Here is a 12,547-nt window from a genome sequence, read left to right as displayed (position 1 = left end):
CCGGCATGACCGATCAACCCGTACCACCGCAGGTGGACCGCCGGCTGCTGCTCACCGGCGGGGCCGCCGCGCTCGGCGGTGCCCTCGCAGGCGGGGCGGCGGTCTCGGCGGCGGCCTCGCGCGAGGAGTCTCCGGCGGCCGCCCCGACCGGGGCGGCCACGTTGGCGCCGGTCGACTTCGGCACCGAGACGGTGCCGTTCCACGGACCCCGCCAGGCCGGGGTGGACACCCCGCCGCAGGCGTACGCCGCGTTCGTCGCCTTCACCCTGGGCCCGGCGACCGACCGGGCCGCGCTGGTCCGGCTGCTGCGGCTGCTCAGCGACGACGCCGCCCGGCTCACCCAGGGCGTGCCACCGCTGGCCGACACCGAACCCGAGCTCGCCGTGCTGCCGGCCCGGCTCACCGTCACCTTCGGGTTCGGACCACAGCTGTACGCCGCCGCCGGGATCGCCGAGCGCCGCCCGTCGTCGGTCACCGATCTGCCGCCGTTCGCCATCGACCGGCTGGAGCCGGGCTGGTCCGGCGGTGATCTGCTGCTGCAGATCTGCGCCGACGACCCGATCACGGTCGCGCACGCCCAGCGGATGCTGATCAAGGACACCCGGCCGTTCGCCTCGGTCCGCTGGGTGCAGCAGGGCTTCCGCCGTGGCCGGGGCGTGGAGCACGAGGCGCACACCCAGCGCAACATCATGGGGCAGATCGACGGCACCGGGAACCCGACGCCCGGCACCGCCGACTTCGACACCGCCGTCTGGGTCGACGACGGTCCGGCCTGGCACCGTGACGGCAGCACCCTGGTGGTCCGCCGGATCCGGACCGAGATGGAGACCTGGGACAAGCTCGGCCGGGTGGACAAGGAACTGGTGATCGGCCGCCGGCTCGACACCGGCGCGCCGCTGACAGGGGAGAAGGAGACCGACGTCCCCGACTTCGCGGCGGTCAACGAGGTCGGGCTGCCGATCATGCCGGACTTCGCACATGTCACCCGGGCGCACGTCTCCGACGACCGCTACAAGATCCTGCGTCGGCCGTACAACTACGACGGTGTCCCCGGTGCCGACGGCACCCCCGACAGCGGGCTCATCTTCGCCGCCTACCAGGCGGACATCGACGCGCAGTTCCTGCCGATCCAACGCCGGCTGGCCGAACACGACCTGCTCAACGAGTGGGTCACCCCGATCGGGTCGGCGGTCTTCGCGATCCCGCCCGGGTGCGCGCCCGACGGCTGGATCGGCGACAGTCTGCTCAGCTGACGCGGGCGCCGTCGCAGCTCAGCCCCGGGTCGTCGTAGCTCACGCCCGGGTCGACGGATGTGACCGGCGTCCTTGGGCAGCTGATCACCGGTGGCTAGCGTGGCCGCATGATCCCCCGTGGCGCCACCGTCGTGCCCGAGTCGGGCACCGCGCCACGGCCGCAGATCCCGCTGCTGCTCGGCGCGGTGTTCCTGGTCTTCCTCGGCCAGATGTCACTGAACCCGATCATCGCCCCGCTGTCGCGTCAGATCGGCCTCGCCGAATGGCAGGTCGGTGTCATGATCAGTGTCTCCGCCCTGATGATGGTGGTGACCAGTCAGATGTGGGGCCGGCGCAGCCAATCGTGGGGCCGCAAACCGGTGCTGGTCGCGGCGCTCGCCCTGGCCACCACGACGACGGCACTGTTCGCGCTGCTCGCCGACCTCGGCATGCGCGGCATCGTCACCGGCACCGCGCTGTTCCTGCTCTTCGTGGTGTTCCGGGGCGTCGGCTTCGGCACCGCCATCGCGGCGGTGGCGCCCACCGCCCAGGCGTACATCGCCGACGTCACCCCCGACCCGGCGGCCCGGGTGCGCGGCATGGCCGGGATCGGCGCGGTGCAGGGCGTCGCGATGGTCGCCGGTGCCCTCGTCGGCGGCCTGCTGGCCGGGTTCGGCCTGATGGCGCCGTTGCTGGCGGTCCCGGCGCTGCTCGCCGTCGGGCTCACCGCCGTCGCGGTACGGCTGCGCCGGCAGACCCGTACCGACCTGATCGCCGACCCGGTCCGGGTCAGCCCGTGGGACGCCCGGGTGTGGCCGTACCTGCTGACCGGGCTCGGCATGTTCACCGCGCTCGGGTTCGTCCAGGTGGTCAGCGGCTTCCTCGTCCAGGACCGGTTCGGCCTCGACGCCGAGGCCACCGGCCTGCTCACCGGCGGCGCGCTGCTGGCCGCCGGGGCCGGGATGGTGCTCGCCCAGACGGTGGTGGTGCCCCGCAGCGGCTGGCGGCCGGCGCTGCTGCTACGGGTCGGTTGTCTGGTGGCGCTGATCGGCTTCGTGCTGCTCGTCCCGGACACCCACCGGGCCGTGCTGATCGTCGCGATGGCGCTGATCGGTCTCGGCCTCGGCGTCGCCATGCCCGGCTACGTCGCCGGACCGACGCTCGCCGTCGACCGGGAAGAACAGGGCGGCCTCGCCGGGCTGATCGGCGTCACCAACGGGCTGACCTTCGTCCTGGCACCGACCGCCAGCACCGCCCTGTACGCGGTCTGGGCGCCGCTGCCGGTGCTGGTCGGCGCGGTGCTGATGGCCGCGGTGAGCACCTTCGTGCTGACGTACCCGGGATTCCGGCGCGGGCGGGTCGGCGAAGCGCAGCCGGTGGGCCAGCCGGTCGGATGACCGGCCGACCCCACCTCGGCGGCGGGCCGCTCAGAACTCCTCGTCGAAGCTCACCGCCCCGCTCACCCCCACCTGGTACGCGGAGACCCGGCGCTCGAAGAAGTTCGACAGCTCCTGTACGTCCTGCAGCTCCATGAAGGCGAACGGGTTGGTCGCGCCGTACAGCGGGGCGATGCCCAGCTGGGCGAGCCGGCGGTCGGCGACGTGCTGCAGGTACAGGCGCATGTCGGCCAGCGACAACCCGGGCACGCCCCGGCCGAGCAGGTCCTCGGCGAACTGTGCCTCGGCCTCGACCGCCTCGGCGAGCATCTGGCGGACCTGCTCGGCCATCTCGTCGTCGAACAGGTCCGGCTCCTCCCCGCGGACCGTGTCGACGACGTCAAAGGCGAACGCCATGTGCATCGACTCGTCGCGGAACACCCAGTTGGTGCCGGAGGCGAGGCCGTGCAGCAGCCCCCGGGACCGCAGGAAGTACACGTAGGCGAAGGCCCCGTAGAAGAACAGCCCTTCGATGCAGGCGGCGAAGCAGATCAGGTTGAGCAGGAAGGCCCGCCGGTCGTCGCGGGTCCGCAGCTCCCGCACCCCGAAGAGGGAGTCGATCCAGCGGAAGCAGAAGTCGGCCTTGCGCTTGATCGACGGAATGTTGTCGATCGCGGCGAACGCGGCGGTCCGCTCCTGCTCGTCGGGGACGTAGGTGTCCAGCAGGTTCAGGTAGAACTGGACGTGTACCGCCTCCTCGAACAGCTGCCGGGACAGGTAGAGCCGCCCCTCCGGGCTGTTGACGTGCTGGTAGAGGTTGAGTACCAGGTTGTTGGCGACGATCGTGTCCCCGGTGGCGAAGAAGGCGACCAGCCGGCTGACCAGGTGCCGTTCGGCCGGGCTGAGCCGGTCCAGGTCGGCCAGGTCGGAGTGCAGGTCCACCTCCTCCACCGTCCAGGTGTTCTTGATCGCGTCGCGGTAGCGGTCGAAGAAGTGCGGGTAGCGCATCGGCCGCAGGGTCAGGTCCATCCCCGGGTCGAGCAGCATCGGGCGCGGTGTCATCGTGGTGGTCTCTCCCGGCATCTCGGTGGGGGGCGTCACTGGCAGGCGTCGCAGGACTCGGCGTTCTCCAGGGAGCAGGCCACCGCCCCGGTGTCGACCGGTGCGGTCGGCGTGACGGAGACCGTGGCCTGCTGGATCCGGGTCGCCGGACGCGACCGCAGGTAGTAGGTGGTCTTCAGACCTGACTGCCAGGCGTAGCGGTACATCGACGACAGTTTGCCGATCGTCGGTGCGGCCATGAACAAGTTCAACGACTGACTCTGGTCGATGTACGGTGCTCGGGCGGCGGCCAGGTCGATCAGCGCCCGCTGCGGCAGCTCCCAGGCGGTACGGAACAGCTGCCGTACCTCGGCCGGGATGGCGGTGATCTGCTGGATCGACCCCTCGGCCCGGGTGATCTGCTCGCGGACCGCCGCCGTCCACAGCCCGGCTGCCTTCAGCCGTCCCACCAGGGCAGTGTTGACCTGCAGAAACTCCCCGGACAAGGTTTCGCGTTTGAACAGGTTGGACACCTGTGGCTCGATGCACTCGTAGCAGCCGGCGATCGAGGCGATGGTCGCCGTCGGGGCGATCGCCACCAGCAGCGAGTTGCGCAGTCCGTGCTCGGCGACCCGCACCCGCAGCGCCGCCCAGCGCTCGGTCTGGGTCGGCTCGGCGCCCCACAGGTCGGGGTGCAGTTGCCCGCGCGCCACCCGGGTCTGCGGGTACGCCGGGTGCGGCCCGTACTGTTGCGCCAACCCGGCGGAGGTCTCCAGTGCGGTCAGGTAGATCTCCTCGGCGATCCGGGTGGACAGCTCCCGGGCGGGCGCTGAGTCGAACGGCAGACCGAGGGCGAAGAACACGTCCTGCAGCCCCATCATGCCCAGCCCGATCGGGCGCCAGCGCGGGTTGGACGCCGCGGCCTGCGTACTCGGGTAGTAGTTGATGTCGATGACCCGGTCGAGGAAGACCACGGCGGTGCGGACCGTGTCGCGCAGCCGTGCCCAGTCCACGTCGGCGGCCGTGGCCCCGGCCGCAGTCGAGGTCGCAGCTGCGGTCAGGTGGGCACCGAGGTTGATCGAGCCCAGGTTGCACACGGCGGTCTCGGTGTCCGAGGAGACCTCGACGATCTCGGTGCACAGGTTGGACAGGTGCACCACGTTGCCCGGTTCCCCGGTCTGGTTGCACAGCAGGTTGGACCGGTCCTTGAAGGTCATCCAGCCGTTGCCGGTCTGTGCCAGGGTGCGCATCATCCGTCCGTACAGGTCGCGGGCGGGAACCTGGCGCACGGCGAGCCCGGCGGCCTCGGCGGCCCGGTACGCGGTGTCGAACTCGGCGCCGTACAGGTCGGGCAACTGCGGTACGTCGGCCGGGTTGAACAGCGACCACGTCGCGTCGGCGTCGACCCGGCGCATGAACTCGTCGCAGATCCAGTTGGCCAGGTTGAGGTTGTGGGTGCGCCGGGCGTCCTCGCCGGTGTTGTCCCGCAGCTCCAGGAACTCCTCGATGTCGGCGTGCCACGGCTCCAGGTAGACGCAGGCCGCGCCCTTGCGTCGGCCGCCCTGGTTGACGGCGGCCACCGAGGCGTCCAGGGTGCGCAGCCACGGCACGATCCCGTTGGACAGTCCGTTGGTGCCCCGGATCAGCGCACCCCGCGAGCGGATCCGGGACCAGGAGATGCCGATCCCACCGGCGTACTTGGACAGCTTCGCCACCTGGGCGTACCGGTCGTAGATCGAGTCGAGCTCGTCGCGGGGGGAGTCGACCAGGAAGCACGACGACATCTGGGTGTGCCGGGTGCCGGAGTTGAACAGCGTCGGCGAGCTGGGCAGGTACGCCAGCGACGACATCAGCCGGTAGAAGTCGACCGCTTCGGTCGGGGTGTCGGACAGTCCGCAGGCCACCCGCAGCAGCCAGTACTGCGGTGTCTCGACCACCTGTCGGTTGGTGGGGTGGCGCAGCAGGTAGCGGTCGTAGACGGTCCGCAGCCCGAAGTACTCGAACCGGCGGTCGGCGGCCGGGTCGGTGGCGGCGTCGAGGTCGGCGGCGTGCTCGGCGACGAACCGGGCCGTCTCGTCACCGACGAGTCCGTGGGTGTGCCCGAGTCGGATCGCCTGGCTGAACGAGCCGATGCCCTGCCGGCGGACCTCGGTGCCGATCTGGTCGGCGAGCAGCCGGGCGGCCAGGCGGGAGTACTGCGGGTCCTCGCCGATCAGGTCGGCTGCGGTCTGGATCAGCAGCCGGGTCAACTCGGCGGTGGTGATGCCGTCGTAGAGACCGCTGAGCGTCCTGGCCGCGACCCGCCCCGGGTCGACGTCGGCGAGGCCGTCGGCGTGGCGCCGTACCGCGTCGCGGAGTCGGTCGGGGTCGACCGGCGTGGCGGTCCCCGCTCGGTCGCGGATTCGGGTCGGCTGCTGACCGGGCGTGGCCGCCGGTGCGGTAGCGGCGGGATGTGTGACGACGGTCACCTGTGGTGCCTCCTGGCATCGCCTCGTGGGAGGCCGGGCGGGCAGGCAGACGGGCGCGAACGCGCGATGGCCAACGCGTCGCAGCCGTCGGCCGTCCCGCGCGGCGATCGGACCACCGGGTACGCGTTCGGCGTATCCGGCACAACGGCAGGTCTTCGGACTTGTGGGCCGGACCGGACATGCCGGTCACCTACTGGCCGTCACTTCCCAGGCCGGGGTGGCCCAGTGTGCTCGACGGCGGTCGTTCCCACTCACCGCTGCGGGGCAGTCCCGGATTCGCGCCGGGTTCCCTGTTGCCTCGGCCGGGCTGGCTGCCCGGCCGAACCAGTTGCGTCCGGGACTATATCTGGTGGGTGGCTTCGCGGTAGGCACCTACATGTCGTGTCGGGGTGTCGCGTATTTCACTTGGCACTCCGGGTTGTCGCCGACAGCTTCCCGATATATCGTGAACGTATCAACGATCCTTCAGTGGAGGTTTACATGAGACGCGACAGATCACGGGGTGGCCCAGGGGCCTTCCTGCGCGGCGCCGGGTTCCCACCCTTCGGGCCCGGCTTCGGTGGACCCGGCGGACCGGGCGGGCCATTCGGGCCCGGCGGCCCGTTCGGTGGCCGGGGCATGGGCGGCGGTGGCCGAGGTGGCGGTCGGCGGCGGCGACCCAACGTGCGGGCCGCGGTGCTGGCCCTGCTCGTCGACGGGCCGATGCACGGCTACGAGATGATCCAGGAACTGGACTCCCGCACCGGGGGCGCCTGGCGCCCCAGCCCCGGCTCCATCTATCCCACCCTGCAACTACTCGAGGACGAGGGCCTGATCGTCGGCACTGCCGAAGGCGCCGGCGGCGGACGCAAGCGCTACGCGCTCACCGACGCCGGTCGGCCCGAGGCCGAGCAGGCGGCGCAGGCCGCCCCGTGGACCGAGCTCGCCCCGGAGACCGTCGACAGCTGGCACGATGTGCGCGAGTCCGGGATGCAGACGATGCAGGTGCTGCGGCACGTGCTGATGAACGGCAACGCGGAGCAGCGCGAGCGGGCGGTCCGGGTGCTCGACGAGACCCGCCGCAAGCTCTACGGCATCCTCGCCGAAACCGACGACGCCGGCCCGGGTCGGTCTCAAGACGGTTGAGGTGGTGGTGTCGATCCGGCCGGTCGCCGATCGTCGTTACCGCAGATGGCGACGTACGCCTCAGCGAGGAGAACCATGAAGTACATGCTGCTGTTCGTCAGCGCGCCCACCGACGCCCCCGAGCCGACCGTGCCGCAGTGCACGGTCGAGGACTGGATGGCGTACGACAAGGAGATGAAGGACGCCGGGATCTGGGTCAGCGGCAACGCCCTGGCCGACCTGACCACCTGCACGTCGGTGAAGGTCGACCCCGACGGGCAACGGGTCGTCACCGACGGGCCGTTCGCCGAAGCCCGCGAGGTGCTCGGCGGGTACGACATCATCGACGTGCCGGACCTCGACGTCGCCCTGGACTGGGCGGCCCGCTCGCCCGGTGCCCGCGACGGCGGGTCCGTGCAGGTGCGGCCGGTCGCCGACTTCGGGATGTGAGCGCGGATGGTCACCGACGGGCGGCGGGAGCACCATGGCGACGAGGAAGCCGTCGCCGCGGTGCGGACCTCGGTGGAGGCCGTGTTCCGGGAGGAGCACGGCCGGCTGCTCGCCACCCTGGTACGCCGCTTCGGTGACCTGCACCTGGCCGAGGAGGTCGCCGCCGAGGCAGTCGAGGCGGCCCTGCGGCACTGGCCGGTCTCCGGCGTACCGACCCGACCCGGCGCCTGGCTGCTGACCACCGCCCGGCGCCGGGCGGTCGACCGGATCCGGCGCGACCGCAACCTGGCACTACGGCTGGCCGTCCTGCAGGCCGAGGCGGACCGGGCCGATCCGGCGCCGGCGGCCGACGGCGACCAGGAGTTGCCAGACGACCGCCTGGCGCTCTTCTTCACCTGCGCCCACCCGGCGCTGACCGCGCAGGACCGGGTGGCGCTGACCCTCCGCTGCCTGGCCGGGCTGACCACCGCCGAGGTGGCCCGGGCCTTCCTGGTGCCGGAGGCGACCATGGCCCAGCGGATCGTCCGGACGAAACGGAAGATCCGCGACGCCCGTATCCCGTTCCGGGTTCCCGGCGTCGACGAGCTGCCGCAGCGCCTTCCCGGCGTCCTGCAGGCGGTGTACTCGATCTTCACCGAGGGGTACGCGGCCAGTTCCGGCCCGGACCTGCAACGACTGGACCTGGCCGAGGAGGCCATCCGGCTGGCCCGCATCCTGCGGCGGCTGCTGCCCGCGCAACGGGAGGTGGCCGGACTGCTGGCGTTGCTGCTGCTGGTGCACGCCCGCCGGCACGCCCGGACCGGCCCGGACGGGGCCGTCGTCCTGCTCGACGAGCAGGACCGCGACCGGTGGGACCGACCGATGATCGACGAAGGGTGTGCCCTGGCCCGGGTGGCGTTGACCGGCGGCCCACCCGGTCCGTACGGGTTGCAGGCCGCGATCGCCGCCCTGCACGACGAGGCACCCGACCTCGCCGGCACCGACTGGCCGCAGATCGTCGCCCTCTACGACGTACTGATGCGGGTCGCGCCCTCGCCGGTGGTGGCGTTGAACCGGGCGGTGGCGGTCGCCATGCGCGACGGCCCGGCCGCCGGCCTGGTGCTGCTCGACGAGCTCGTCGGGGATCCGAGGCTGCGCACCTACCACCTCTATCCGGCGTCGCGGGCCGACCTGCTGCACCGGCTCGGCCGGCACGCCGACGCGGCGGGCGCCTACCGGCAGGCGTTGCAGCTGGCCGGCAGCGAACCGGACCGCGACCATCTGCGCCGCCGGCTCGCCGCCGTCGAGGCCATGGCCGCCGAGACCGGCTGATCTCCCGTTCGTTAGAGATCCGACTTTTTGCTCCCAAGCATAAATCCAGCTAGAAGTCGAGGTAGACGCAGTCGTTGACACTGCCGACCTTGATAAGTCAGACTTTTGGCGGGAGGTCGACATGAGTGAGCTGCGACGGCTGGCGGTCATCAACTCCGACGCGAAGCGGGCCCCGGTGCTGCCCGATCCACCCGGCCTCGTCACCGAACTCGTCGATCCACGGCTGCGCCGGTTCGCCCGTACCCCGTACGAGCACCTGCTCACCGAGGTCGGCACGGTCGACGTCGCCGAGGCTGCGATCGCCGCCGGCTGCGACGCCGTCTACATCGACACGTTCGGCGACTACGGCGTGGACCGGCTGCGCGCCGCCACTTCGGTGCCGATCGTCGGTGCCGGCGAGGCGTCCCTGGCCTGGGCGGCCCGGCTCGGTCGGCGGTTCAGCATCGTCACCGTCTGGCCCGCCTCGATGGACTACCTCTACGCCGAGCGGCTGAGCAGGTGCGCCGGTGGTGCCCTCGCCGCCGGGGTGCACTACCTGTCCGACGAGACGGAACTGGACCGGGTCGGCACCGACGCCGGGGTCAAGGCACGGATGGCCCGGGGCGAGACCGTCGTCGTCGACGCCATCTCCGCCGCGTGCCTGCGGGCCGCCGACCGGGACGGCACCGACCTGATCTTCTTCGGCTGCACCTGCATGACCCCGGTGACCGCCGAGGTGGCCGGCCGGGTCGGCATCGAGATCGTCGACCCGTCGGTCGTCGGACTGGCAGCCGGGCACGCCGCGGCCCTCGCCGCGACCCGACCGGTGCCGCCGACCGGCCGGCTCGGCGCGGTCAGCGCGCTGGTCGACGCCTACCTGGGTGTCGCGGTGCAGCCGGGCTCGAATTGCACCGTCGACGACGACGGCTGCGAGGTCTGCGCGGTGACCCTGGGCACGTCGTCGTGACCCCGCTGTGTCGACGGGTCGGCATCGGCCTGCCGGTGATCGCCTTCAGCCACTGCCGCGACGTGGTGGCGGCGGTCAGCCGGGGCGGTGGGCTCGGGGTGCTCGGCGCGGCCTCGATGTCCCCGGACGACCTCGAGCAGGATCTCGCCTGGCTCGACCGCGAGTGCGGACGTTCCCCGTACGGTGTCGACCTGCTCTTTCCCGCCAGGTCCGCCGGTGACGACCCGACCGACCTGCTCGCCCAGATCCCGGCCGGGCACCAGGACTTCGTTGCCGGGTTGCGGACCCGACTCGGTATTCCGCTGCGCCGCAGTGAACCTGGCCGGACCCGGCTCGGCGGGATGCCGACCGAGATCGACCACCTGATGACCCATGCGAACGCGTACGCGCTGTGGGAGGTCGTACGGGCCCACCCGGTGCGGCTGGTGGCCAGCGCGCTCGGGCCGCCGCCCGCCCCGGTGCGGGCCGCCGCGACGAAACTCGACATGCTGGTCGCCGGCCTGGTCGGCGACCCACGACACGTACGGCACCAACTGGCCGCCGGCGTCGACGTGATCGTCGCCCAGGGCTACGAGGCGGCCGGGCACACCGGAGAGATCACCTCGATGGTGCTGGTGCCGCAGGTGGTGGCCGCCGCCGGTGAGGTGCCGGTCGTCGCCGCCGGCGGCATCGCCACCGGCCGCCAGGTGGTCGCCGCGCTGGCACTGGGCGCCCAGGCGGTGTGGACGGGATCGATCTGGCTCGCCACCGCCGAGAGCGACCTCGACCCGGTCGTCAAGGACAAGATCGTGACGGCGGCGGCCACCGACACCGCGAAGACGACGTCGTACACCGGCAAGCCGACCCGGCAGCTGAGCACCGCGTGGACCCGGGCCTGGCGGCAACCGGACGCCCCGGCGCCACTGGCCTCCCCAGTGCAGCAACTGCTGGCCCGCGACGCCGTGGTCAGCTCGTTCGAGCACCAGGTCACGCCGGTGATGGGTTCGGCGGCGGGTCAGGCGGTCGGCCTGGTGGACCGGGTGCGTTCCGTCGCCAGTGTGCTGGACGACCTGCGGACCGGCATGGCCGACGCGGTCGGCGACCTCACCGCCCTGGCCGACGACGATGCCAGCGACGACCCCGCTCGCGCCAGCGACTGACGGGCCGGGGCTCAGCGCCGTGCGCGCCGGCGTCGGCCGTGGACCGTGGCGGCGACCAGCGTGTACGCGCAGAGCAGGGCGATGACGCCGGTCGCGACGGTCAGCACCGCCGGCAGCGAGGCGCCGGTCAACGCGACGCCACTGAGCAGTGAGCTGCCGCCGAGCGTGGCGAAGGCGGCCACCATCCACGCCGCGAAGATCTCCGCCCGCCGGTGGATCGGTGCCGACTCGCCGATCAGCCTGGTGGCGCCGAGCAGCGTCAGCCCGCCACCGAAGCCGATCAGTACGGCCCCGGTGACGGTGACGGCCGGGCTGCCCAGGTGCAGGGCGAGCGCGGTGGCCCCCGCGCCGGCGGTGATCGCCACGACGCCGAAGCAGAGCGACCGGGTCGCGTCGAGCCGGTTCAGCAGCACCTGGGACAGCAGGGTCATGCCGATCAGCAGGGTGAGCAGTCCGCCGGCGCCACCGGCGGCGGTGACGCCGGCGCCTTCGGCGAGGATCCGGGAGCCGAAGGTTCCGAACAGCGCCATGCAGCCGTTGAGGGTCATCAGCGAGCAGGCGGCGATGCTGAACGGCAGCAGGATGTCGCGGGGGACCCGGACCGCGCGGACCAGTCGGACCCGCTGCGTCGTCCGGCGGTCGGGCGGCGTGCGGACCAGCAGGGTCAGCGGCACCAGGGCGGCCGCGCCGATGACGACGAACGGCAGCACCAGCGGGTACCGGGTGTGGTCGGCGAGCAGCCCGGACATCAGCGGTGCGAGCCCCATGCCGAGAGTGGTGCAGACCGAATGGGTCAGGGTGCCCGCCCGGGTGCCCCGAGGGTGGAAGTCCAACAGCGCGGCGGCGGTGGTGGCGCTGACCATGCCGGTCGCCATCCCCTGCACGATCCGCCCGGCGACCAGCGCCGGCAGCGACGTCGCGGTGGCGGTCACCAGGCACGCCGCCAGCACCAGTGCGACGCCGCCGAACATCGCCGCCCGCCGGCCGATCAGGTCGGACAGGCCGCCGAGCAGCGTGACGACCAGGATCACCCCGACGGGATAGCCGGCGAACGCCACGGCGACCTGCGCCGGGGTCAGCGCCCAGCGGTCGGCGTAGATCGCGAACAGCGGCGAGGCGGCGAAGCTGCCCAGTACGGCGACGAGGATCAGCGCGCCGGAGGCGGCGGCCATCCGCGCCGATGGCGGGTACGCCGATCCGGTCGTCGGCGCTCGCCGGTCGCCGATGACCGGGCTGTCGGTCGCGTCGCCGCGCCGTAAGGGTTCCTCCAGCGGAGAGGTCGACACCGGCCACCGCCTTCCGGGCAAAAGTCTGATGAATAGGGATGGCGGCTGTCAAGGTCTTGCCAGACCGGGTCTCCCGCCGGCAGAGTGTGGTCAGGAAGTGCCTCTTTGCTGGCAGTTCCCGGTTTACCAAGTGGAAACAGAGCCGGCTCCGGACGCTGGTCGCCGATATCGTTCCGCTTAACGTCAGACATATT

General features: G+C 72.0%; 10 protein-coding genes and 1 riboswitch. Of the genes, 7 read left to right on the top strand and 3 right to left on the bottom strand.

Translation table 11 applies throughout. The annotated features are described in order from the left end of the window. The first annotated feature begins 5 nt into the window (after window positions 1-5). A complete protein-coding gene (locus O7608_RS24525; protein WP_289206818.1) occupies window positions 6-1,253 on the top strand; it encodes a Dyp-type peroxidase in 1,248 nt (415 codons plus the stop codon). A 107-nt stretch (window positions 1,254-1,360) separates the two neighbouring features. Continuing rightward, complete coding sequence (locus tag O7608_RS24520) at window positions 1,361-2,629, top strand: MFS transporter (protein ID WP_289206817.1); 1,269 nt, start codon at window positions 1,361-1,363, stop codon at window positions 2,627-2,629. 30 nt (window positions 2,630-2,659) lie between these two features. Here the strand turns inward: O7608_RS24520 and O7608_RS24515 are convergent, their stop codons facing one another. Together O7608_RS24515 and O7608_RS24510 are read right to left on the bottom strand one after the other, a co-directional pair. After that, the gene (locus O7608_RS24515) at window positions 2,660-3,691 is read right to left on the bottom strand and encodes a ribonucleotide-diphosphate reductase subunit beta (protein ID WP_289211012.1); all 1,032 of its coding nucleotides are present in this window, start codon (window positions 3,689-3,691) and stop codon (window positions 2,660-2,662) included. A 14-nt stretch (window positions 3,692-3,705) separates the two neighbouring features. Next, window positions 3,706-6,162, bottom strand: coding sequence for a ribonucleoside-diphosphate reductase subunit alpha (locus O7608_RS24510; RefSeq protein ID WP_502959227.1), 2,457 nt, complete (start codon window positions 6,160-6,162; stop codon window positions 3,706-3,708). A gap of 84 nt (window positions 6,163-6,246) precedes the next feature. Continuing rightward, a riboswitch (cobalamin riboswitch) is annotated at window positions 6,247-6,462 on the bottom strand. Window positions 6,463-6,597: 135 nt separating this feature from the next. Here O7608_RS24510 and O7608_RS24505 point away from each other — a divergent pair. From O7608_RS24505 to O7608_RS24485, 5 genes are all read left to right on the top strand, one after another. Next, a complete protein-coding gene (locus O7608_RS24505) occupies window positions 6,598-7,242 on the top strand; it encodes a PadR family transcriptional regulator (RefSeq protein WP_289206815.1) in 645 nt (214 codons plus the stop codon). Window positions 7,243-7,317: 75 nt separating this feature from the next. After that, on the top strand, window positions 7,318-7,671 hold the full coding sequence (locus O7608_RS24500; protein ID WP_289206814.1) for a YciI family protein: 354 nt from the start codon (window positions 7,318-7,320) through the stop codon (window positions 7,669-7,671). Window positions 7,672-7,677: 6 nt separating this feature from the next. Further along, window positions 7,678-8,982, top strand: coding sequence for an RNA polymerase sigma factor (locus O7608_RS24495; RefSeq protein WP_289206813.1), 1,305 nt, complete (start codon window positions 7,678-7,680; stop codon window positions 8,980-8,982). Window positions 8,983-9,103: 121 nt separating this feature from the next. Beyond that, entirely contained in the window at window positions 9,104-9,928 is an 825-nt protein-coding gene (locus tag O7608_RS24490) for an aspartate/glutamate racemase family protein (RefSeq protein WP_289206812.1), read from the top strand. Then, the gene (locus O7608_RS24485; protein ID WP_289206811.1) at window positions 9,925-11,067 is read left to right on the top strand and encodes an NAD(P)H-dependent flavin oxidoreductase; all 1,143 of its coding nucleotides are present in this window, start codon (window positions 9,925-9,927) and stop codon (window positions 11,065-11,067) included. Before O7608_RS24490 ends, O7608_RS24485 begins: the two co-directional genes overlap by 4 nt. Before the next feature lie 11 nt (window positions 11,068-11,078). On the opposite strand, the gene O7608_RS24480 is transcribed toward O7608_RS24485, so the two are convergent. Continuing rightward, window positions 11,079-12,353 carry an MFS transporter gene (locus O7608_RS24480; protein ID WP_289206810.1) on the bottom strand — a complete coding sequence of 425 codons (1,275 nt, stop codon included), beginning with the start codon at window positions 12,351-12,353 and terminating at the stop codon, window positions 11,079-11,081. Window positions 12,354-12,547 lie beyond the last annotated feature (194 nt).

It is taken from the genome of Solwaraspora sp. WMMA2056 (assembly GCF_030345095.1).
In the GTDB taxonomy this organism is placed as follows: Bacteria; Actinomycetota; Actinomycetes; order Mycobacteriales; family Micromonosporaceae; genus Micromonospora_E.
This window is presented reverse-complemented; position numbering and strand designations above follow the sequence as displayed.